The organism is Yersinia sp. 2540 StPb PI (genome assembly GCF_052217165.1).
Taxonomy (GTDB): Bacteria; Pseudomonadota; Gammaproteobacteria; order Enterobacterales; family Enterobacteriaceae; genus Yersinia; species Yersinia enterocolitica_E.
The window spans coordinates 1265287-1288412 of the sequence record NZ_JAZGQC010000001.1 but is presented as its reverse complement, the minus strand read 5'-3'; the positions used below and the strand labels follow the sequence as shown (position 1 = coordinate 1288412).

The window sequence follows — 23126 nt, the reverse complement described above, 5'->3', positions numbered from 1 at the left end:
ATAGAATAATTAAAATAGATAAAGTAAATAAAAAACAAATCATATAACATCAAGATGAGGTAAGTAATATGAAACATTCAAGTTAATAGACTTAAGGGCTAACCTATGCGAATAGTCACAAAACTATTGATAAACACTATATTAATAATATCAGAATCAGTCTATTCAAGTGAGGGAAATGTTTGTTTTTATGAACTAGCGGATTTTAGTGGGGAATCATTTTGCTCAGTAGAGAGTGAATCAATGTCTGCTTATAATCATAAATTTAATAGTAAAATAGAATCAATTTCGGTCCCACCGGGCATGATTGTAACCCTTTATGATGACATTGATCTTTATGGTGAAAAAATAACATTAAAGAATGATATTAATCTACAGCAACTAAAATCATCAGGGTTTTATAACAGAATAAAATCATATCAAATAGCACCGGCAATCTGTTTTTATACAGAAGATGGGTTTCAGGGTGAAACTACTTGTTTAGCATCCAATCAACAAATAGATTTTTATCACGATACAGAGAATATCCTTGAGTCTGACAGAGAAGTACTACCTATTCATAATGATAGTATTCAATCCATCACCATACCCCAAGGAATGATAGCAACAATCTACAAGAATGATAATTTCAATGCTCCTTTTTTTAAGTTAACAGAAAGCATTACTGATAATAGTTTAAAAGCACTGGAAATGAGTAATACAATCACTGGTATCAAGGTATCAGAAAGCAAAGGCCTGAGCTGTGATCAACAGTGTGTCATTGTAACCAACCATAAAATAAAACTCGCTGATGTATTTGGTAAATACTGGAACGACGAACGATTGAAAAATAAGCAGATTTTATTGGTTTTTAACACTATGAATTTAGGAGAAGACGATAATTATGTTCTCACATTATTTAACGGTGCGAACATTAACATTAATAAAAATACAATTAATTTCTACAATGAAAAAATGAATGATAAGTTTTATTTTGAACATTATAGACGCAGCGACAATCTGTCTTTCATTATACAAATAGAAAAAGACACAGTAAAAGTACAATACATTCGGACATTGGAAAATCATTTAGTGGATACATCCCCCATTATTTTTTTGATTGGGATAATGGCATTAGCGACCCCCCAGAGATAGTAATAACTAACTACAATAAAGATAAACCTTTAGTTATCGTCAAAACTATACTTACCGCAGATACAGGAGATAAGGATTGGGAAAAAAGAGATTTAGCACAAGCAAGTAAAATATTATGTGCTTTCACTCCTTTTTTAAATATCTATAATTATATTATACAAGGTAAATGCCAACAATTGAATGGCATCATATTCAGTGCAAATGATTTTTTCAACCATAATACAAAAGGAAAAACATTACATATTGCTGGAAACAGCTCCCCACTAAAACCAAAGTCCAGCAAAGAAGCAGAGTTACGCATACCTAAGAGTGTAGATAACTACATGACATTGACTTATATAGATTACAGTCAACGTAGACAATCTCTAAGCCTCCCGGCGGTAGCCAAAGCCTGCATGGTTTCGCTCCACTCTTTATTTAACTCTCGTCCAACACGTCAAGTAAGACCCCATTGCATTGACTGGACATTAGAAATCATGACTGACTTTACTTTGTTGTTTGGTAATAGCTTAGAAACCTGGAATACAGCATTTTTTGGCCAAATAGTAGATTCAATAATAAGAACAGGAAGTACCGGCGTCACCGCCGAAAATGCAGCAGTAGAAAATAGGCTCATCCATGCTATAACAGAAAAAATAACCGATAGAACCACTAATAATGCCCTTGCCGATATTAAAACCGCTTTTGATTATGCTCAGCTTAGTTATACCTCTTATAACCTTCTTTCCTTATCTGATGAGTCACCATCACAGGTGGAGCTCTTACCATTAGGCATTTATGAGTTGCTATTGGAGACTTTCATCTTTAAACCAACTCCTCCAAAAATTATTTCACAGGGTGAATTTGTTGAGCAAACTGAATTAGAATTCGAAATAGAAATACTCCCAACACCGACACCAGAGGAAGAAGAAAAGCTTTCAGGTGTAGAAATTAGTAATGCCCAAGCGATGCGGAAAAAACTGAAAGAAATCATTGCTCACTGGGAGCAACAGTATCAGCGAGGTTACCCCGATCAAGGTGCCAATGCAGATGCCGCTACAGATGAAATTAATGATGCCCTCAATAAACTGCTTCTTGCTGGAAATGTTGTGACGGGTATTATCAATCGAAGACTCATTCTCCATCGTCCCGGTGAAATATATGTAATAGTTAAACTGCGGGGAAGAGTTATCGCGATAGTACTTGCTGACCGTTTTAATAGCCGGGATGAAGTTGAACTAGTCGCGTCGGCAACACTGCCAGACTATGTCTTATTTCCTGATCGCGAAGGAACCGTAAGAGGCGCTGGCACAGCAGCAGTCAGAGAGCTAAGCCGATATTTACAGCAACAGGGTGCCAGAATATTATTCTCTGAAGTCATTACTCAGCCCTCGGCTCGAGTCAAACAGAAGGTTGGTTTTAATTTTAAGAATGAATTTTAAATTATATGGGTCAAAAAATAGCCCATATATTGTATGGGCTATTTTTGAAGATGAGATCTATTTACCCGCTCTCTTACTCAACCAAAACCTTCTTTGGCAGATGCACTTTCACATCGCTATTAATATCATTACGCAGATAAATCCCCAGCAACAATCCTACCAGCGATAACAACAGCATGTAATAGGCCGGGGCCATCGGTGTCATTTTCATTAATAGGGTCACCACAATCGGTGTCAGACCACCAAAAATGGCGTAGGCCACATTGTAAGAGAAGGATATCCCCGTAAAACGGACCTCTGCCGGGAATGCACGGACCATCACATAAGGTACCGCACCGACAATGCCGACACAAAATCCGGCCATCATATAATGCGTAATGAGTTGAGTTGGATCAGTCAAATTTGTGTGGTAGAACGACCATGTGGATGCCGCCAGCATCAGGCTGCCAACAATAAAGGTTTTACTGGCACCGAAACGGTCAATGACCAGCCCGGCAATCACACAGCCAAACACCAATGCGACAATCGCCAAACTATTGGCCTGCAATGCCAGCGCTGGCAGTACGCCGAACTGCTTTTGTAAATACGTCGGGGTCATCAGGATAACCACCACGATCCCGGCAGAGAGCAACCAGGTCAGCAGCATGGAAACAAACACTTCTTTCTTATGATTAACCACGACAGATTTCAGCGGTAACTCTTCAGCCAAGGCTTTACGTGCCTGCATCTCTTTAAAGATAGGTGTTTCTTGCAACCAACGGCGCAGATACATCGCGAACAGACCAAAAATTCCCCCCAGGAAGAATGGTACACGCCAGCCGCCATCTAAAATAGCCTGAGGACTTAAGGTGGTATTCATGGCGGTAGCCACCAGCGACCCCAGCAAGATCCCCGCGGTCAGACCCGCAGTTAACGTGCCACAAGCGATCCCGATACGCCGACGCGGTACATGTTCAGCCACGAAAACCCATGCTCCGGGGACTTCGCCGCCAATTGCCGCCCCTTGTAACACCCGCATTAACAGCAACAGTAATGGCGCAGCAATACCGATCGAAGCGTAAGTCGGCAACATACCGATCGCCAACGTGGGTAAGGCCATTAACAAAATACTGAGAGTAAACATCTTTTTACGGCCAACAAGATCACCAAAATGCGCCATGATGATGCCGCCTAATGGGCGAGCCAGATAACCGGCCGCAAAAATACCGAATGTCTGTACCTGGCGCAGCCACTCAGGCATATCTACCGGGAAGAAAAGATCGCCGATAACCGCAGCAAAGAAGACGAAAATAATGAAATCATAAAATTCCAAAGCGCCCCCTAATGCAGCCAGAGTGAGCGTTTTATAATCTTGCTTATTCAATCGACGGTTAGGATTATGCTCTTGAGCAACATGCGGTTGCGATAAGTCGACTTGAGATGAATTGTGTTCTTGAGACATATGACACCGTAATAAACCAGAGTTGGGGAAGAAAAATATTTTCAGCTTTTTGTAAAGTTAATAGGACTATACCGTACAAAATTCCCCACACGGTTAGAATGGTGCCTTATGTTGTAAAAAGTTTTAATTTAGCTTTTTATATCGATAATGGCATTCTTCGGGCGAAAAGCCGCTACCACTTCAGCACTGGTCTCTATATAAGGCCCATCCAGTAGTTGAATGCAATAAGGCACACTGGCAAAAATACCGGCAACCACCACGTTCGCCTCGGCGTCTTTCACGCCTTCAAGCGTCTCTTTGATTGATTTAGGCTGCCCCGGCAAGTTGATGATCAATGCCTGCTTGCGGATAACCCCTACCTGACGGGATAAAATAGCGGTGGGAACGAAATGAAGGCTGATTTGACGCATTTGTTCGCCAAAACCTGGCATTTGCCGATCCGCAATTGCCAGCGTGGCATCAGGGGTAACATCACGTCTCGCCGGGCCGGTACCGCCAGTGGTCAGCACCAAATGGCAGCCCATTTCATCGACTAACTCACACAATGTCTGCTCAATCAGAGTTTGCTCATCGGGGATAAGACGAGTTTCTATTTCAAAAGGGGTGGTTAACGCACTTGCCAGCCACTCTTCCAGTGCCGGAATGCCTTTATCTTGATATACCCCACTTGACGCCCGATCAGAGACGGAGACTAAACCTATACGTAATGTATTCATGCGACTACCTCGACGAAATGCCTGTTATCCAGGGCGAATAATAGCATATCCAACATAATTAACGTGGGGGGAGCAGCACAAACCTGGCCAGCTAACAGGCAATAAAAAAGGCGGCTTACGCCACCTTTTATCAGACATACCGCTCGAATTACAGCAGGTCAGAGATCATTTTCTCAAGTTTGCCTTGGTCGATAGCAAACTTACGGATACCGTCAGCCAGTTTATCGATAGCCATAGGGTCCTGATTATGCTGCCAGTAGAACTCAGCTTCGGTCAGTGGTGCAGGCTTCGCCTGAACTTCACCGGTATAAGCGAGTTTACGCTCGATCGGGCCTTCGCTTTCTGCCAGTTCTTTCAACAGAGAAGGTGCGATAGTTAAGCGATCACAACCCGCCAGTTCAATTATTTCACCCAGATTACGGAAGCTTGCGCCCATCACCACAGTGCTATAACCGTGTTTTTTGTAATACTGATAAATCTCGGTTACTGAAACGACACCTGGATCTTCGTGTGGCGCGAACTCTTTTTTGTCGCCATTGGCTTTGTACCAGTCAAGAATACGGCCAACAAACGGTGAAATCAGGAATACACCCGCTTCAGCACAAGCACGCGCCTGAGCGAAGGAGAACAGCAGAGTCAGGTTACAGTTAATGCCTTCTTTTTCCAGTTGTTCCGCAGCACGGATACCCTGCCAGGTCGAGGCCAGTTTGATCAGAATACGATCATTGCTGATGCCAGCTTCGTTATACAGTTTAATCAGGCGCTTGGCTTTTGCCACGCTGGCAACGGTGTCATAGGAAAGACGAGCATCAACTTCGGTAGAAATGCGCCCTGGGATCAGTTTCAGAATTTCCAAACCGATATTCACAGCCAATTTGTCAGTGGCATCAACAATCTGCTGAGCATGGTCACTGCTTTGCTCGCGTGCCCAGGCAATGGCTTCATCGATCAGTTTGCGATATTCAGGAATTTGAGCCGCATTCAGGATAAGTGATGGGTTAGTGGTTGCATCTTGCGGCTGGTACAGCTTCATTGCCGCGATATCCCCGGTATCTGCTACTACAGTGGTAATTTGACGTAGGGAAGTAAGTTTATCGGTCATGTTGTCGTTTCTCGTCGTTTGTGCATGAACTTTTGGCATGTCAAAACTGTTCATTTCCTAAAGAACGCATGTTCTCAAGAATCTGTTTTCTCAAGCTGCTTTCTGCTCTTTCGAAATGTTAGCCATTTCGCAATAGTGGCTATCTGGACGCACTGCCTTGTCTTGATAATAACATGCGTAAGCCTTGGTGCAAGGCAGTTAAACTGATTAAAAAAAGCGCAAAGACAGGCTTTTTGCTTAGCAACCGTTTTCGCCGTGCAAAACAGCCAGAATCCGGTTGGTTAATAGCAATTTCGTCCATTCTTATCGTGCTGAGACGATTTAGCCAAGCTCTATCATCGCAGACAACCCTACAACGTCATGTCCGATGGGGATACCTATCTTAGCAATCGCCCAATCTTTTTTTGCTGACGTGCGCTTTTTGCTACAGTGTCTTATTTAAATATACCCTAAATAATTCGAATGGCAGAAAGACGGCAAGTGAGTGAATCCTCAGGAGCTTACATAAGTAAGTGACTGAGGTGAACGAAAGTAGCCAACGCACATGCCGCTTGAAGTATGACGGGTATTAACAGGATATCGTTATGCTTATTATTATCTCTCCGGCTAAAACCCTTGATTATCAAAGTCCATTAGCGACCAAGAAGTTTACTCAGCCTGAAATGTTGGATAAGTCACAAGTGCTTATTGAGATTTGTCGTGAGCTGACGCCAGCCCAAATCAGCCGTCTGATGGGGATTAGCGACAAGCTGGCCGGTTTAAATGCTGCCCGCTTTAGCGACTGGCAGCCTGATTTTACCCCGGACAATGCACGTCAGGCGATTTTGGCTTTTAAAGGTGATGTCTATACCGGCATGCAAGCACAGAATTTCAGCGCCGCCGATTTTGATTTTGCGCAAAAGCATTTGCGCATGCTCTCTGGCTTGTACGGCCTGTTACGCCCGCTGGATTTAATGCAACCTTACCGCCTGGAAATGGGGATTAAGCTGGCTAATCCGCGCGGCAAAGATCTCTATTCGTTCTGGGGTGACCAGATAACTGAAAAACTGAATCAGGCATTGGAGCAACAAGGTGATAATGTGCTGATTAATCTGGCCTCTGATGAATATTTTAAAGCGGTTAAACCGGCCAAACTGGCAGGCTCACTGATTAAACCGGTATTTTTGGATGAGAAAAATAGTAAATACAAAATCATCAGTTTCTATGCCAAGAAAGCCCGTGGCCTGATGAGCCGCTTTATCATCCAGAATAAGTTAACCAAACCAGAACAACTGGTTGATTTCAATCTGGAAGGCTATGAGTTTGATGCCGGGCTGTCGGCAAAAAATGAACTGGTATTTAAGCGCGCTGAGCAGTTTTAACAACTTCAAGTAGAAAAAGCATTACCCTAAGTAATTGGTGTTGCAGCCAGGCAGCAAACGAACACATCCCGATGAGCTTACTCAGTCAAGTAAGTGATTCGGGTGAGTGAGAGCGGCTAACAACGCTGCAACACCAAGTAAGACGGGTAATTACTTTGGCAAAGCCATCAAGAAAGCCCGCAATTGCGCAAAATCGGCTGGTAAATCATGGGATAACAAAGGCAGTTGCGCCCGAACAGCCAGTGGTTTCGGCAACGGAAGTTCCTGGCCGAGGATCTCTTCCACGCTCTCTTTGAATTTCGCCGGATGAGCGGTACCGATGAACAACCCAAACTCACCGTCCTGCAACTGATCACGCAAGACACGATACGCAATCGCCGCATGAGGTTCAGAGATATAACCCAGCTCCGCCAGCTCACGCATGGTCTCTTTGGTCACTTCATCACTCACCGCACCGTGGCCTAAATCCTTCAACTGCCAGATTTTACGGCGATATAACTCTTCAACACGTGGCCAGTTATTCGGTTGGCTGACATCCATCGCATTCGAGAGCGTCGCGACGGTGGGTTTTGGCTGCCACTGGCCGTTAACCAGGAAGCGCGGCACTGTGTCGTTGGCGTTGGTTGCAGCAATAAAGCGCTTAACCGGCAAACCTAATGATTTCGCTAACAGCCCGGCGGTCAAATCACCAAAGTTACCACTGGGTACCGAGATAACCAGTTGATTACGTGCTTCTTGTGGCAACTGGGCTACCGCTTCAAAGTAATAGCAGATTTGTGCCAATAAGCGGCTGATGTTGATCGAGTTGGCGGAGTTTAGGCTCAGTTCCTGCTTCAGCTCTTCATCATCAAAGGCCTGTTTCACCAAGGCCTGGCAGGCATCAAAATCGCCCTCAATTGCCACGGTGTGGATATTGCCACCTAATGTGCAGAACAGTTTTTCCTGCAAGGGGCTGATTTTGCCACGTGGGTAGAGAATAACCACCCGCACGTTTTTCAGGCCATAGAATGCATGTGCTACCGCCGCCCCAGTGTCACCGGAAGTCGCCGTTAAGATTGTCACCGGCTGATCACCCGCCACTTCAGCCAACATTTGCGCCATAAAACGCGCGCCGAAATCTTTAAACGCGAGTGTCGGGCCGTGGAACAGCTCCAGTGCGGCGATATCATTCTCAACCTGAGCCACGGGTGCCGGGAATTCAAATGCGGCCTGAACGCGTTTGGTTAAGGTTTCAGGGGCAATCTCACTGCCAATAAAAGCAGACAGAATACGGCTACTGCGGGTAACAAAATCCAGATCCAGCAGTTTATCAATTTCTGTCAGTTCAAATTCTGGCAATTCCAGTGGGAAGAACAACCCCTGATGCTTACCCAGGCCTTGTTTGATCGCTTGCGCGAAGCTGACCTGCTCGTTGTGATCTTTAAGGTTATACAGTTTCATGCGTTATCCCAGTAGTCGTGCGCCTGCGGTATCCAGACGGCAAATATGAACAAAACCTTCGTCGTTTTGCAGGTAATGATTTTGTAGCCAGCCCGCCATGCGTTGTGCGGTTTCATGATCATTGCAGACAGCAAATAGCGTCGGGCCAGAGCCGGAAATACCACAAGCCAATGCACCAATATCATGTGCGGCTTGGCGGGCGGCAGCAAAGCCCGGCAACAGTTGGGTGCGGTAAGGTTCGGCGATAACATCTTTCATCATCTTAGCGGCCAAATCAGGTTGCTGAGTGTGACAAGCGTGAATGAATCCAGCCAAATTACGGCCATGAGCGATACAATCCTGACGGCGATATTGCGCCGGTAAAATGGCGCGCGCTTCAGCGGTCGAGACCTTAATACCCGGATACGCCATGACCCACAGCCAATCATCAAAGCCGGGAACGTTCTGGCTGATGTAACCTTCCTGTTCGAGGATCAGTTGCATCCCACCCAGATAGCAAGGTGCAACATTATCATAATGCACACTGCCGGAAACACGCCCTTCCAGCTCCCCCATCAGGCCGAGTAACGTGACTTTATCCAGTGGCTTGCCACAGAACTCGTTCATCGCCATTAACCCAGCAACTACCGAACAAGCACTGGAACCTAGCCCAGAACCAATCGGCATATTCTTTTCCAGCACCATCGCCACCGGGATCTGTTTGCCCATTTCCTGACAAAAACGCTCCCAGCATTGATAAACAATATTCTCTTTCGGGTCATCAGGCAGTTTGCTGACAAAGCGGCCTTCATTGCGCAGACTGAAACGGTCTGCCGCCGTCACGCTGACACAATCGCCGAGTAAGGTACCATCTAGCGGCGAAACCGCCGCACCCAACACATCAAATCCAACGCTGACATTGCCAATCGATGCCGGAGCATAGATCTTAACCATATTTAAACTCCCAACTTCCAGGATAATGTGCGTAAAAGATCAGCGAATACCCCGGCAGCAGTCACGTCATTACCCGCACCGTATCCGCGCAGCACCAACGGAATAGGCTGATAATAGTGGGTATAGAAAGCCAACGCATTCTCACCATTTTTAACTTTATACAGCGGGTCGTTACCGTCAACAGCATCCATTCTGACGATACAACGCCCTTCTTCGATAACCCCAACATAACGCAGCACTTTGCCCTGCTCCGCCGCATTCGCCACCAAACGGGTAAACTCGGCATCCAGTGACGGCAAACGCGCCAGGAAGCTATCTACATCACCAGAAGCATCAAAACTGGCTGGCAGAACGGATTCAACTTCAATATCCGTCAACTCAAGTTTGTAACCTGCTTCACGGGCCAAGATCAACAATTTACGCGCCACGTCCATGCCAGAGAGGTCATCGCGTGGGTCAGGTTCAGTGTATCCCATCTCCCTGGCTTGCAAGGTTGCCTCTGACAATGTCATCCCTTCATCCAGCTTGCCGAAGATAAACGACAGCGACCCTGACAGAATGCCAGAAAAACGCATCAGTTCGTCACCGGCATTGAGCAGATTCTGTAAGTTTTCGATTACCGGTAAACCAGCACCCACGTTAGTGTCATACAGGAATTTGCGACAAGATTTCGCCGCCGCCGCACGCATCTGACGGTAGTAATTCATCGACGAGGTGTTGGCTTTCTTATTTGGCGTCACAACATGGAAACCATCGGCCAGGAAATCAGCATATTGATCGGCAACAGCCTGACTGGAAGTACAATCGACAATCACCGGGTTGAGCAAGTGATACTCTTTTACCAACCGAATCAGACGGCTTAAGTTAAATGGCTCCTTCACCTCAGCCAGTTCCTGACGCCAGTTATCCAACGCAATGCCATGGACATTGGTCAGCATGGCTTTGGAATTAGCAATACCACACACCCGCAGATCGATATGGCGCTGTTTCAACCACGGCTGCTGACGATAGATTTGTTCGATTAATGCCCCACCGACACCGCCAACACCTATTACAAACACTTCAATCACTTGGTCAGTGTTAAACAGCATTTGATGGCAGACACGCACACCGGTGGTAACCGCATCATTACTCACCACCACCGAAATAGAGCGCTCAGACGAGCCTTGCGCAATCGCAATGATATTAATATTGGCACGCGCCAACGCCGAGAAGAAGCGAGCGGAGATGCCACGCAATGTGCGCATACCATCACCCACCACGGAGATAATCGCCAGATGCTCCATCACATCCAGGGGTTCCAAGAGGCCATCTTTCAATTCCAGATAGAACTCATCTTCCAATGCTCTACGGGCACGCTCTAGCTCCCCCTGCGGCACACAGAAGCTAATGCTGTATTCAGAAGAAGACTGGGTGATAAGTACCACTGAAATGCCGCTGCGTGACATCACCGCAAAGACACGGGCAGCCATACCGACCATGCCTTTCATCCCCGGACCTGAGACGTTAATCATCGCCATGTTATTCAGGTTGGTGATACCTTTGACTGGGAAGCCATCATCACTGCTTTCCCCGCCAATTAGGGTGCCAGGTGCCTGTGGATTAGAGGTGTTTTTAATCAGGCAAGGGATCTGGAACTGGGCAATGGGGGCGATAGTGCGGGGGTGAAGAACTGAAGCGCCAAAATAGGACAGCTCCATCGCCTCTTGGTATGACATCGATTTCAGTAAACGGGCATCGGGTACAGTACGCGGGTCACAGGTATAAACCCCATCAACATCCGTCCAGATCTCACAACAATCAGCGCGTAAACAAGCAGCCAGCACCGCGGCTGAATAGTCGGAGCCATTACGCCCCAGCACCACTAACTCACCTTTGTCGTTACCGGCAGTGAAACCTGCCATCAAGATGATGTGGTTGGCCGGAATGCTGCTGGACCCGATACGGCGGGTAGATTCCGTGATATCAACAGTGGATTCGAGGTAATGGCCTTGCGCCAGCAACTTCTCGACCGGATTAATCACAGTAACCGGATAACCTTTGGCCTGAAATAGCGCCTCCATGATTGCAATGGAGAGTTTTTCGCCACGGCAAATGATTGACGCATTGATGCTATCCGGGCACTGGCCGAGCAATGAGATACCATGCAGGACATGTTTGAGTTGCGCAAACTCATGCGCCACCAGCGCTTTCAAGCGTTCATAGTCAAATCCGGGTTGAGTGTCGGCCAACCCACGTAACAGCTCGGAAAAAATCCGCTCCGCATCGCTGATATTCGGCGAGATATCTTGCCCTGCGACCATTTTGTCGATCATCGCAACCAGATGATTGGTAATTTTAGCGGGAGCGGATAACACGGTAGCCACTTGTCCCTGACGTGCATTACTTTCGATGATATCGGCAACACGCATAAAGCGTTCTGCATTTGCTACTGATGTCCCGCCAAATTTCAACACTCGCATTTCTGATTCTCTCCCGCTTTCGCGCTTTTTTTATCGCAAACTTTTTTTGCAAAGATTTGATTGAAAAAAAAAGCCCGCACTGTCTAGGTGCGGGCTTTTTTCTGTTGTTTCCTGTACGCGTCAGCCCGCCCCGTAACCAGTGGTTTCGGTGGTGGTAATAATTGTTGTGTTCAGGCTGATATATCGCATGTCGTCTGTCTGTCTCATAAATGAAGCTGTCCCTCTATTGGTTAAAGCAATCGCCCCCTCAAGTCAAATTTTTTCATCCAATTCCCTAAAGAAACGCCCCCACCCACAATGGGTAATCAACTAATTCAATGGGGGTAATCAGCAGATACAAATAAAAAATCCCGCGATATACCAGATAATAAATCTGTAATGTTAATTTTAATCACTACTATCCACTGTAAGATTTTTTTTCGACTAAATGACAGAAAACACGCCAACGGACAATTGATAGGATCGCGATAGCAAAATCCAATTGAAGACATAAAATGGCAAATTAATCATCATTGATTTGCATGAGTGACTTAAAAAACAACAAATATGAAAAGTTTCCTCTATTACTTTACATTTAACTAACATTGACGATAATTCTTCTTATGCTTTTAGGCGAAATAGGGCGCTGACAAGAAAAATCCCTTCATGGCTGTAATGCTGAAAGAATATTGATTTTAAACAATAAAAATCAATAGATTAGAAAAATCATTTTTTTGTTACGTTTGACATTCAATTTTTAATATTAATAACACTGAATCGATCACATAATTTAACCAACTCGCGCATAAGCTGGTATTCTTGTAAGTCTTTTTCACAAAAGTGTTAACGTGCTACAATTGAATTTGATATATGTCAACAAAGCGTAGTTTTGTTGGGTGGTAGATTCGGCTCACACTGTTATATTGCTGTTAATAGGGTTAGGATATGCGCCGCTTTTGTCACCTTTGGGGCTGTAGGGAGTAACACCCCGACCAAGCTAGTGATGTTGTTGACGTTGATGGAAAGTGCATCAAGAACGCGTTTACGTACTTTAGTCATGTGATGAACGGGATGACGAGTAACAAGTCAATAAAAATCCTAATATAACAAAGACTTCTGTACTTCCTATTTCTATTTTGTTGGCAATTTTAGGTAGCAAACATGCAGACCCCGCACATTCTGATCGTAGAAGACGAGATAGTTACTCGTAACACCCTGAAGAGCATTTTCGAGGCGGAAGGCTATGTAGTTCATGAGGCCAATGATGGCGCAGAAATGCACCACATTCTGTCTGAGAATGATATCAACTTAGTTATCATGGACATCAATCTGCCGGGCAAGAATGGCCTGTTGCTAGCACGAGAACTTCGTGAACAAGCAAGTGTTGCCCTAATGTTCCTGACAGGTCGTGATAACGAAGTAGATAAGATCCTTGGCTTGGAAATTGGCGCTGATGATTACATCACCAAACCTTTCAATCCGCGCGAATTAACCATTCGGGCACGTAACTTACTGTCACGCACCATGAATTTGGGTAGCGTGGGTGAAGAGCGCCGCTTGGTTGAGAGTTACAAATTTAATGGCTGGGAGCTGGATATCAATAGCCGCTCACTGATAAGCCCTGCTGGCGAGCATTATAAGCTGCCACGTAGTGAGTTCCGCGCCATGCTGCACTTCTGTGAAAACCCAGGCAAAATTCAATCCCGTGGCGAATTGTTGAAGAAAATGACCGGCCGTGAGCTGAAGCCTCATGACCGTACTGTTGACGTGACTATCCGCCGCATTCGTAAACATTTTGAATCCACGCCGGACACACCAGAAATCATCGCCACTATCCATGGTGAAGGTTACCGTTTCTGTGGTGACCTGGAAGAGTAAACCTCTGCCTGCTATCCACAGTAAAAAGCCAGCATTCTATGCTGGCTTTTTTATATCTATCCAATTTTTACCACGGCATAATCGGAACGGCGCTGATCGCATTTTTCGGCGAGCCGTCGACAACGCGATCGGAATAGGTCAGATAGATTAAGGCATTACGCTTTTGATCATAGAAACGCACTACCTGTAACTTTTTAAACACCAAAGAAGTCCGTTTCTGGAAAACCACTGTACCTTCGGATTTTTTATTCTTAATTTTATCACTCAGCTCAATCGGCCCCACTTGCTGACAGGAAATTGCTGCATCAGACGTATCCTCTGCCAACCCCAATCCACCTTTGATGCCCCCGGTTTTAGCGCGGCTGATATAACAAGTTACATTTTTAACATCGGGGTCGTCGAAGGCTTCAACCACGATTTTATGATCTGGCCCGAGCAGTTTAAAGACCGTATCGACGGAGCCAATTTCCTCTGCATGAGCAGTTATGGCCCCAAATGAAAGCAGACAACCAAGGAATATCCAATTCTTTTTCATACACTTACTCCATTCCGCTGAATAACGTTACTCAGCGTTAACTATTTGTACTAAAAATAAAATATTCGTTAAAAAGACATTTTATAAATCTTAGGTTCTTTTTTAACACACTATGCCACAAAATTCTTAAGCAGTCGGGAACATAAAAAGTTGCTACTATTCGCCAGAGCTATTCTTTTCATATGACTAACACCCTAAATTTAGGCCGCTTTACGAGGAAGATCTATGGATCAAGCCAGTATCATTCGTGATTTGCTTAGCTGGCTAGAAAGTCATTTAGACCAGCCTTTAGCACTGGACAATGTTGCTGCCAAAGCCGGCTATTCTAAATGGCATTTGCAGCGAATGTTCAAGGATGTCACCGGGAATGCTATCGGTGCCTATATCCGTGCCAGAAGGTTATCTAAAGCCGCTGTAGCGTTACGATTAACCAGCCGTCCTATTCTGGACATTGCCCTACAATATCGCTTTGATTCGCAGCAAACCTTTACCCGGGCATTTAAAAAACAGTTTGCGCAAACACCGGCGCTGTACCGACGGGCAGAAGATTGGCACTCGGCTGGGATTTGCCCACCGATTCGGCTGGGGGAATATACGCTACCTCAACCTGAATTCATCACCTTGCCTGAACAGCACCTGATTGGTCTGACACAAAGCTACTCTTGTACGCTTGAACAGATATCAACTTATCGTACTGAACTACGTTCGCATTTTTGGCAACAATATCTCGGTGATGCCGATCACTTGCCGCCAGTGCTCTATGGTTTACATCACTCCCGCCCTAATCAGGAGAAAGATGATGAGCAGGAGATTTTCTATACCACCGCCATTGAGCCACAACATGTTCCGGGCAATGTGCCGGAAGGGCAACCGGTTATCTTGCAAGGTGGCGAGTACGTGCAGTTCAGCTATGAGGGGCCGCTGGAGGGATTGCAAAACTTCATTCTGACACTCTATGGCACCAGTCTGCCGCAATTAGGGCTAACCCGCCGGCGAGGGTACGATATAGAGCGCTTCTTCCCGCAGGGGAGGCCGAAAGACGGGCCTCCAACCTCGTTGAAATGTGAATATCTCATTCCTATCCGTCGTTAACGCTGTAGCTCATCAAGTGCTGGCATATCCAAGTGAGCGGTATCGCCAGCACTTTCAATGACCCAGCCAGAGGCCAGCCAAGGGCTTTCTTGATAATCAACCCGTGATAACGAACAGTTGCGCAAACGCAGACGCCGTTCGGCATGCGCGGGCAGACCCAGTAATGTACTCAACAAACATCCCAGCGCCATACCATGGCTAACTAACAGTGGCTTGCTGCCAGCAGGTAACTTCAGACAGCTATCCAGCGCTGCATGCATACGGCTACCCAGTTCAGTCATCGACTCACCTTCAGGAATACGCCCGCCCTCGGTACCATTAACCATCTGCTTACGCCACTGCTCTTCTTCCACCGATAAGCTTTCAATGGGGCGCGCCTCCAACACGCCCATATTCAGCTCACGCAGGCGTGAGTCTGTCACCATGGTTAGGCCGCAAGCATCAGCAATAATTTTAGCTGTCTGCTGTGTGCGGCCAAGGTCGCTGGTAATAATATGGGTGATACCCTGGCTGCTAACCCGTTGCGCAACCAAGTTGGCCTGACGGATACCGATGTCGGTCAGAGGACTGTCTGATTGGCCCTGAATGCGGCGTGAGGCATTCCAGAGGGTTTCACCGTGACGCACGAGATATACCTGTAACATGTCGTTTTTCCGTTATACTGCGTAAAATAGGCACAAAAACCATTACTTTAGATAAACCCAAAGACGTTGGCGTGGCAGATAGACAGCTAACAGCCCTGCTGCTTCAACTCCCAAGGGAATAGGATACTAGACTCATTATGTACCATGTTGTTGCCGCAACTACCAACCCTGCAAAGATTAAGGCTATCACCCTCGCCTTCGATGATGTTTATGGCCCCGGCCAGTATCGTATTGAAGGTGTCAATGTCGATAGCGGTGTTCCCCTGCAACCCATCGGCAGTCTTGAGACACTCAGTGGCGCCAGACAGCGTGTGAGTAACGCACGTAAGATTCGCCCTGAGGCTGATTTTTGGGTTGGGGTTGAAGCCGGTATTGAAGATAATATGACCTTTGCCTGGATGGTAATTGAACACTTACAGTTACGGGGAGAATCCCGTTCTGCCAGCTTAATGCTGCCCGACATTATATTGCATGGGATTCGCCAAGGCCGTGAGCTGGGCGACGAAATGGCAGTTTTAACCGGCATATCGAATGTAAAACATCAGGGTGGTGCCATCGGTATTTTTACCGACGGTAAATTGACCCGCACCAGTGTTTATCACCAGGCACTGCTGTTAGCGCTGGTACCATTTCACAACGAAATATATCAACGCCCGGCACCGTGATACTAAACTCAGGAAGGCTTTACATCGTTTGTCAATAATTGGGTCTCAAGCCAGCTTTTGAGCTGTGGCGGGGCCGTTTTCAAGCTGTTAGAGCCACGGGTAATGGTCGCGATACCTGCACCTAACTGGGTTTTCAATTCACGCTGACTTAATTCCCCGCGCATTAACTCCTCAATGATACGTACCCGGGTACCCAGAGCCGTGCGCTCATCCGGTGTCAGCATCAATTGCAGCAAGGGCAAATGCAGGTCTTGCGCAATCGCGTTTTCCAATAGCGCAACAAAGCTCAGCCAGTGCTGATTATCTTCTGGGGATAACGCCGGATCTGGCGCGAAAGCAGTATTAACCGGGCTGTGGATATTAGGCATGTTTATTTCGTCAGCCGACAGATCATCGGTCAATCGTAGTTTTGTCATGATAGATACCCAAGGTACTATTTAACTAGTACGAGAGCATACCATAACGTGAGATTTAGCCAAAGAACTTGGCGTTGCAGAGCTGCCAGTAAACAAGCCTGCAACGCCAAGGTAGTAAGCGCCGCTAACACCGCCGCAGCGTCAAGGACGAAGAGTAACCCCAAAGTCATTGGCGTCGCAGGCAGGCAGCAAGCAAACGCATCCCGATGAGCTTACACAGTCAAGTGATTCGGGTGCGCTAACACCGCCACAGCGTCCAGAACGAAGGAGTATCCTCAAAGTCATTGGCGTTGCGGCAAGGCTGCAAGCGAGCAAACCCCGATGAGCTTACACAGTCAAGTGATTCGGGTGCGCGAGCGCCGCTAACACCGCCGCAGCGTCCAGAACGAAGGAGTATCCTCAAAGTCATTGACGTTGCGGCAAGGCTGCAAGCGAGCAAACCCCGATGAGCTTACACAAGTAAGTGATTCGGGTGCGCGAGCGCCGCTAACACCGCCGCAGCGTCAAGGACGAAGAGTAACCCCAAAGTAATTGGAGTCGCAGGTAGGCAGCAAGCAAACGCATCCCGATGAGCTTACTCCAGTAAGTGATTCGGGTAAGTGCGCGTAGCTAACACCCCTGCGACTTCAAGTACAAAGGGGGATTAGTAACGCCGCTGCCACTCGGCATCACTCAGCACCTTCGCTGGGCGATTCATAAAGTGCCGATAAAAGGCATCGTATGCCAACACATTTTTCACATAGCCACGGGTTTCTGAGAAAGGAATACTCTCGATGAATGCCACTGCATCCACTTGCCCGCCACTGTTACCTAACCAGGTATTCACCCGCGATGGGCCGGCGTTATAGGCGGCACTGGATAAGATACGGTTGCACCCGAACTGCTGGTAAACCTCTTCCAGATAGCTGGTACCGATCTCAATGTTTGTAAGCGGATCCAGTAATTGGCTGCTATTGACATAACCACTGATATTATTGAGTTTTACTGTGTGTTCAGCGGTACGCGGCATCACCTGCATTAACCCCGTCGCCCCTACTGGTGACTGTGCTTTCGGGTTCCAGGCACTTTCCTGACGGGCAATAGCCATGGCATAACTTGGGGTTATCCCTTTGCCTTCTGTCGCCTGACGGAACTCCTTTGGCCATGCCAGCGGGAAGCGCTCTTCCAGATGGTCCCACAATTTGGCAACGATGGTGGCCTGTACGCTTAAGTCCGCCCACTTCTGGTTAAAAGCGTAGCGCGCCAGTGCTTCCTGTTCCGGCTTACTGCGGCTAGCGACCAGATAGCTCCACTCGTTACGGGCCAGATTGTCCATATTCCAGTACATCAATTCACGCACCCGGATAATTTCCGGCCGCTGTGCTAACGATGCATCCGGTTTGGTCGCTACCTCAACATTAATGGGGTAAGGAACGCCCAATTTTTGAGCTGCAACCATCGGGTAAAAGCCACGTTCCTGCATCAGGCTGCGCAGGATAGCTTCACCCTCGGTTTTTTTACCTTGTTCCAATAACAGCGATGCACGCCAGTAGCGCCATTCATCTTTATCTTGCGCATCGGCCGGTAAGCGTGCCAGCCAGGTCGCTAACCCCTGACGATCGCCACTGCCCAGAGACATGCGAATACGCCGCTCCAGCAACGACGTTGAATGGCTACGCAAGGTGACTTGATCTCGCCATTTGGCCTGATCGTAAGTCGCATCGGTCCCCATCAAACGCCAGGCCACCGCCTCTTCCAGCTCCAGCTTTTCGCTATCACTCATTTTTTGTAGCCGGGCCAAGGTCGGGATCATCGCTCGCGCGTTCTCCACGTCTTGGCGAGCCAAACGGGTAAAAGCAATGATGGTGGCAGAACGGGTAAAATCTGTCGGCCCGACCGTACGGGCAAAGCTTTCAACACTGGCCGGGTCACTTTGCAGTTTTGCCAGTGCAGTACCCATGGTCTGATAATCCGCTGGCAGTTGTTTAAGTAAATAACTCACTAAACTGGCATTGCCCTCTTTCAAGGCTAACTTCATCCGCGCCAGTGTTGCCAGTGGGGTTTGATGCCCGGCTTGTTGCCAGACACTGAATAATTTAGTGCAACTGCCCGGAAGTGTCTGGCCGTTCAGCCAAATTTCACTCGCACCATCCCAGGCCACCTGCTGTTCGCCAGTGGCCCATTTGGCATAGTAATAGTTACAACGGGCTGCAACCGGCTTCGGTGCTGTCGGGCTGAATGCCAATAACCCCCGCCAATCTTCCCGGCGAGCCAGTTCATTAACAAAACGGGATGACAGTGAACGTGCTGGCGGCAAGGTTGGATTACGGCTAAGGAAATCGTTCACTTGCACCGCGCTCACCTGGCTCAGGTCTTGCGTTAACTGGCGGTACTCCAGATATGGGTACAGGGGATAATCACGCAACGTGGGCATCAGTTGTGTCACTGTGTCCATCTGATTGCTGTCCCAGGCCAGTTTAACTTGCTGATAGCGTTGCCGTTGGGCATCAATGGAGTCAGCGAATGCCACTCCTGAAGTCGTCACCAGACACACGCCAATCGCCAGATATCGCCACTTGTCCATACTTACTATTTCCTCACTGGTTGTTGGCTACTGCACTTTACTTATCGCCACATCATTATATCGCTTACCGCAACCTCTGATTAGCATATGCCCGATTAGTTCCGGCAGCAGAACATACTAACGAAGAGTTTCACCTGATAGCCAGTAATAACATAAAGCAATAGGAGCTGAAGATTAATCACTTGGTGTTATCACTTAATACCCGCGAAACATTCAACACCCGCAAGAAGATCAATAGCAGAATAGTTCAGCCTGTAACTACTTACTATTCACAAGGTTACCAACAATATGTTGCTAAATGTTTCTTGTTTATTATCTAAGATCAAGGCACTGCTTTGATAAAAATCGACTATCCTTGCTTAATATAACTATGTTGTTGTAAATATATCCTTCAAAATATTTTCTTTGCTTTTTAATCAAAATCAAACCATTAAGGAATTGGCACTGTTCACGGAAGAAATGATAAAAACTTTCTCTGCCCCGTCCCACCATGAAACGAATAGATAGATTTTAGATTTATTAATTTTTAAGAAGGTTCTTTCAATGCAAAACTCATCAGACCATAAATCCGCCTCCCCGCCCCCAGAGGGTAAGGCCTGGTATCAACTTACTGCGGAAGAGTCTTTGCAGCATTTAAATAGCCGCGAAGAAGGGTTAACGCCACAAGAGGCGGAGGAACGCCTTAAACAGTACGGTCCCAATGCGTTACCGGCCAAAAAAAGCAAACATCCCCTGCTACAGTTTTTAGCCCACTTTAATGATGTGCTGATTTACATTTTATTAGCGGCAGCATTGGTCAAGGGCCTGATGGGTCACTCGGTTGACACTATTATTATCCTTTGTGTTGCGGTTATTAACGCCTTAATTGGTTATGTTCAGGAAAATAAAGCCGAGAAGTCTCTGAAAAGCATACAGAATATGCTTTCCAGTAAAGCGGTGGTCATTCGTGATGGTAGCGCCCAGATTATTGATGCACAGGATCTGGTCCCTGGTGATATCGTCACCTTGAAACCAGGGGATAAAATCCCCGCAGACCTGCGGTTGCTGGAAGCCCACAATCTTCAGATTGAAGAAGCTATCCTGACCGGTGAGTCAACGGTAGTCGAGAAGCAAATCGGCGTGATTGAGAACGAGTCGGTGATTGGCGATCGCAAAAACCTGCTGTTCTCAGGGACGACCATCAGTGCCGGTACCGCGAAAGGTTTGGTGATTGCCAGCGGCGGTGATACCGAACTGGGCCATATCAACCAAATGATGTCGACGGTTGAATCAACCCGTACTCCGCTGCTGCAACAGATGGATCGTTTAGGCAAAGCCATATTCATCCTGATCCTGGTCATGATGGCATTCCTGTTCGTCTTCGCCTTTATCCTGCGCGACCTGCCGGTCGATGAGCTGTTACTGGCATTGATAAGTCTGGCGGTGGCCTCGGTTCCCGAGGGCTTACCGGCGATTATTTCGATCATCCTCTCCCTTGGTGTACAAGCGATGGCGCGCAACCGCGCGATTATCCGCAAGCTGCCAACGGTAGAAACCTTAGGTGCTATGACTGTCGTCTGTTCCGATAAAACCGGCACACTGACGATGAACGAAATGACCGTTAAAGCAGTGATTCTGGCAGACCACTGCTATCGCGTAGAAGGTGAAAGCTACGAACCGGTTGGCAACATTTACCCGGAAGGGAGTGACCAGCAAGCCTCGCTCGATACCAACGGCACGTTAAAGACATTTATCACTGCGGTGAATTTGTGTAATGACAGCCAGATTCAGAAGAACGACCAAGGTCATTGGGCCATTACTGGCGGCCCGACAGAAGGCGCACTGAAAGTATTAGCCGCCAAATCCGGTATTGAGCTGGGTCAAGTGACTCAGCACGGTAAAATTCCTTTTGATTCTGCCTATAAATACATGGCTACCAGCCATCAGGTTCAAGCAGAAAATAGTATCTTCCTGACCGGCGCACCTGATGTGTTGTTTACGTTCTGCCAACAAGAACTGACCGACCAGGGTGTTGCACCGTTCCGCCGCGATTACTGGGAAGCCGAGATGGCGCGTTATGCCAAGCAAGGTCTACGCATGGTAGCAGCAGCCTTCCGCCCAACAGAACAACCTGTCAGTGAGTTGGACCACAGTGATATCCAGCAGGGCATGGTGTTTGTTGGTATCGCTGGCATGATGGACCCACCACGTCCTGAGGCCATCGACGCCATAGCGACCTGCCAGCAGGCTGGTATTCGCGTGAAAATGATCACCGGCGACCATCAGGAAACCGCGATGGCGATTGGTGCCATGCTGGGAATTGGCAATGGTAAAGACTCCATTACCGGTGGCCAACTGGAGCATATGGACGATAAAGAACTGGCACAAGCTGCCGTTCATTATGATATTTTCGCCCGTACCAGCCCGGAACATAAACTGCGTTTGGTTAAAGCTTTACAAGAGAAAGGCGAAATTGTCGGCATGACCGGTGATGGTGTGAATGATGCGCCAGCGCTGAAACAGGCCGATGTGGGTATCGCCATGGGTATCAAAGGCACCGAGGTGACAAAAGAAGCCGCCGATATGGTGCTGTCAGACGATAACTTCGCGACCATTGCCAGTGCAGTTGAAGAAGGCCGTCGTGTCTACGATAACCTGAAGAAAACCATTCTGTTTGTATTGCCCACCAACCTGGCGCAAGGGTTGCTCATTATCTTTGCCATCCTCGCGGGGGCTGTTATTCCATTAACGCCATTGCAAATCCTCTGGATAAACATGGCAACTTCTACCACGCTCTCTTTCGGTTTAGCATTTGAACCGGCAGAAAGAGGCATTATGCGCCGCAATCCACGTGACCCATCAAAACATGTGTTAGATGGCCATGCCATCTGGCGTATCGCGTTTGTTGGTACCTTGATTGCCTTAAGTGCTTTTGCCTTGGAAGCCTACATGGAACCACGCGGTTACAGCACTGAATTTATCCGTACAGTATTGATGCAAACACTGGTTACCGCGCAGTGGATTTATATGTTTAACTGCCGGGTGATGGACCGCTTCCCACTGAACAAAGAAGTCTTTGTTAACAAAGGGCTGTGGTTAGTATCCGGTGTATTGATCGTGTTGCAGTTAGCCATCATCTACCTGCCATTTATGAATACTGCTTTCGGTACCGAACCATTGCCAGCCTATTACTGGGGCTTAACACTGTTGGTTTCTATCGCCATCTTCTTGGTAGTAGAGATCGAAAAGTGGGTTATCGGTCGCTTTAAGCGCGGATCGAATCCGGTCTGATATCAATACGTTGCGATACATAAAGCCCGGCTAATTAGCCGGGTTTTTTTATCGCCCATAAATATGATTTAAGA

General features: G+C 47.2%; 17 protein-coding genes, 1 pseudogene and 1 other annotated feature. Of the genes and pseudogenes, 6 read left to right on the top strand and 12 right to left on the bottom strand.

The features are described from left to right. Positions 1-105 precede the first annotated feature (105 nt). Positions 106-2555, top strand: a pseudogene (locus tag V1956_RS05775) (peptidase inhibitor family I36 protein). Positions 2556-2628: 73 nt separating this feature from the next. On the opposite strand, the gene V1956_RS05770 reads toward V1956_RS05775, so the two are convergent. The 3 genes from V1956_RS05770 to tal all read right to left on the bottom strand — a co-directional run bounded on the left by V1956_RS05770 (position 2629) and on the right by tal (position 5814). Further along, entirely contained in the window at positions 2629-3996 is a 1368-nt protein-coding gene (locus V1956_RS05770; RefSeq protein WP_372557969.1) for an MFS transporter, read from the bottom strand. Between the two features lie 128 nt (positions 3997-4124). Beyond that, positions 4125-4712, bottom strand: a complete 588-nt coding sequence (gene mog, locus V1956_RS05765) for a molybdopterin adenylyltransferase (protein ID WP_442824897.1) — start codon at positions 4710-4712, stop codon at positions 4125-4127. Between the two features lie 148 nt (positions 4713-4860). Further along, positions 4861-5814: a transaldolase gene (gene tal, locus V1956_RS05760; protein WP_005192439.1), complete on the bottom strand. Its 954-nt coding sequence runs from the start codon at positions 5812-5814 to the stop codon at positions 4861-4863. 584 nt (positions 5815-6398) lie between these two features. Here tal and yaaA point away from each other — a divergent pair. Then, entirely contained in the window at positions 6399-7175 is a 777-nt protein-coding gene (gene yaaA / locus V1956_RS05755; RefSeq protein WP_420075093.1) for a peroxide stress protein YaaA, read from the top strand. Positions 7176-7325: 150 nt separating this feature from the next. Here yaaA and thrC read toward each other — a convergent pair whose 3' ends face one another. The 5 genes from thrC to V1956_RS05730 form a co-directional block, all read right to left on the bottom strand. Continuing rightward, a complete protein-coding gene (gene thrC / locus V1956_RS05750) occupies positions 7326-8615 on the bottom strand; it encodes a threonine synthase (RefSeq protein ID WP_083160635.1) in 1290 nt (429 codons plus the stop codon). A gap of 3 nt (positions 8616-8618) precedes the next feature. Further along, the gene (thrB, locus tag V1956_RS05745; protein ID WP_372557966.1) at positions 8619-9548 is read right to left on the bottom strand and encodes a homoserine kinase; all 930 of its coding nucleotides are present in this window, start codon (positions 9546-9548) and stop codon (positions 8619-8621) included. Between the two features lie 2 nt (positions 9549-9550). Next, positions 9551-12010: a bifunctional aspartate kinase/homoserine dehydrogenase I gene (gene thrA, locus V1956_RS05740; protein ID WP_372557965.1), complete on the bottom strand. Its 2460-nt coding sequence runs from the start codon at positions 12008-12010 to the stop codon at positions 9551-9553. Between the two features lie 63 nt (positions 12011-12073). After that, positions 12074-12192 (bottom strand) — a sequence feature (Thr leader region). Then, positions 12131-12199: a thr operon leader peptide gene (thrL, locus tag V1956_RS05735; protein WP_002231504.1), complete on the bottom strand. Its 69-nt coding sequence runs from the start codon at positions 12197-12199 to the stop codon at positions 12131-12133. (Overlaps the previous feature by 62 nt.) 708 nt (positions 12200-12907) lie before the next feature. Then, complete coding sequence (locus tag V1956_RS05730; RefSeq protein ID WP_004706054.1) at positions 12908-13048, bottom strand: hypothetical protein; 141 nt, start codon at positions 13046-13048, stop codon at positions 12908-12910. A 102-nt stretch (positions 13049-13150) separates the two neighbouring features. Here V1956_RS05730 and arcA point away from each other — a divergent pair, with 102 nt between their 5' ends. Further along, on the top strand, positions 13151-13867 hold the full coding sequence (gene arcA, locus V1956_RS05725; RefSeq protein WP_004706052.1) for a two-component system response regulator ArcA: 717 nt from the start codon (positions 13151-13153) through the stop codon (positions 13865-13867). Positions 13868-13934: 67 nt separating this feature from the next. Here the strand turns inward: arcA and creA are convergent, their stop codons facing one another. Beyond that, a complete protein-coding gene (gene creA, locus V1956_RS05720) occupies positions 13935-14402 on the bottom strand; it encodes a protein CreA (RefSeq protein WP_083160643.1) in 468 nt (155 codons plus the stop codon). Positions 14403-14627: 225 nt separating this feature from the next. Between creA and robA the strand changes: the two genes are divergently transcribed. Next, a complete protein-coding gene (gene robA, locus V1956_RS05715; protein WP_372557964.1) occupies positions 14628-15494 on the top strand; it encodes an MDR efflux pump AcrAB transcriptional activator RobA in 867 nt (288 codons plus the stop codon). On the opposite strand, the gene gpmB is transcribed toward robA, so the two are convergent. Continuing rightward, entirely contained in the window at positions 15491-16138 is a 648-nt protein-coding gene (gene gpmB / locus V1956_RS05710) for a 2,3-diphosphoglycerate-dependent phosphoglycerate mutase GpmB (RefSeq protein WP_372557963.1), read from the bottom strand. The two genes, robA and gpmB, sit on opposite strands and share 4 nt — an antisense overlap. A 137-nt stretch (positions 16139-16275) precedes the next feature. On the opposite strand from gpmB, the gene yjjX reads away from it, so the two are divergent. Continuing rightward, complete coding sequence (yjjX, locus tag V1956_RS05705) at positions 16276-16803, top strand: inosine/xanthosine triphosphatase (RefSeq protein WP_420072229.1); 528 nt, start codon at positions 16276-16278, stop codon at positions 16801-16803. An 8-nt stretch (positions 16804-16811) separates the two neighbouring features. Here the strand turns inward: yjjX and trpR are convergent, their stop codons facing one another. Together trpR and sltY are read right to left on the bottom strand one after the other, a co-directional pair. Further along, complete coding sequence (trpR, locus tag V1956_RS05700; RefSeq protein ID WP_420072228.1) at positions 16812-17219, bottom strand: trp operon repressor; 408 nt, start codon at positions 17217-17219, stop codon at positions 16812-16814. A 643-nt stretch (positions 17220-17862) separates the two neighbouring features. Then, entirely contained in the window at positions 17863-19782 is a 1920-nt protein-coding gene (gene sltY / locus V1956_RS05695; RefSeq protein WP_442824896.1) for a murein transglycosylase, read from the bottom strand. Between the two features lie 543 nt (positions 19783-20325). On the opposite strand from sltY, the gene V1956_RS05690 reads away from it, so the two are divergent. Further along, positions 20326-23052: a cation-transporting P-type ATPase gene (locus V1956_RS05690; RefSeq protein ID WP_372557962.1), complete on the top strand. Its 2727-nt coding sequence runs from the start codon at positions 20326-20328 to the stop codon at positions 23050-23052. The last annotated feature ends 74 nt before the right edge of the window (positions 23053-23126 follow it).

Coding starts and splice junctions, on each gene's coding strand:
- V1956_RS05770 (WP_372557969.1), bottom strand. CDS start 3,996: ATGTCTCAAGAACACAATTCATCTCAAGTCGACTTATCGCAACCGCAT.
- mog (WP_442824897.1), bottom strand. CDS start 4,712: ATGAATACATTACGTATAGGTTTAGTCTCCGTCTCTGATCGGGCGTCA.
- tal (WP_005192439.1), bottom strand. CDS start 5,814: ATGACCGATAAACTTACTTCCCTACGTCAAATTACCACTGTAGTAGCA.
- yaaA (WP_420075093.1), top strand. CDS start 6,399: ATGCTTATTATTATCTCTCCGGCTAAAACCCTTGATTATCAAAGTCCA.
- thrC (WP_083160635.1), bottom strand. CDS start 8,615: ATGAAACTGTATAACCTTAAAGATCACAACGAGCAGGTCAGCTTCGCG.
- thrB (WP_372557966.1), bottom strand. CDS start 9,548: ATGGTTAAGATCTATGCTCCGGCATCGATTGGCAATGTCAGCGTTGGA.
- thrA (WP_372557965.1), bottom strand. CDS start 12,010: ATGCGAGTGTTGAAATTTGGCGGGACATCAGTAGCAAATGCAGAACGC.
- V1956_RS05730 (WP_004706054.1), bottom strand. CDS start 13,048: ATGACTAAAGTACGTAAACGCGTTCTTGATGCACTTTCCATCAACGTC.
- arcA (WP_004706052.1), top strand. CDS start 13,151: ATGCAGACCCCGCACATTCTGATCGTAGAAGACGAGATAGTTACTCGT.
- creA (WP_083160643.1), bottom strand. CDS start 14,402: ATGAAAAAGAATTGGATATTCCTTGGTTGTCTGCTTTCATTTGGGGCC.
- robA (WP_372557964.1), top strand. CDS start 14,628: ATGGATCAAGCCAGTATCATTCGTGATTTGCTTAGCTGGCTAGAAAGT.
- gpmB (WP_372557963.1), bottom strand. CDS start 16,138: ATGTTACAGGTATATCTCGTGCGTCACGGTGAAACCCTCTGGAATGCC.
- yjjX (WP_420072229.1), top strand. CDS start 16,276: ATGTACCATGTTGTTGCCGCAACTACCAACCCTGCAAAGATTAAGGCT.
- trpR (WP_420072228.1), bottom strand. CDS start 17,219: ATGACAAAACTACGATTGACCGATGATCTGTCGGCTGACGAAATAAAC.
- sltY (WP_442824896.1), bottom strand. CDS start 19,782: ATGGACAAGTGGCGATATCTGGCGATTGGCGTGTGTCTGGTGACGACT.
- V1956_RS05690 (WP_372557962.1), top strand. CDS start 20,326: ATGCAAAACTCATCAGACCATAAATCCGCCTCCCCGCCCCCAGAGGGT.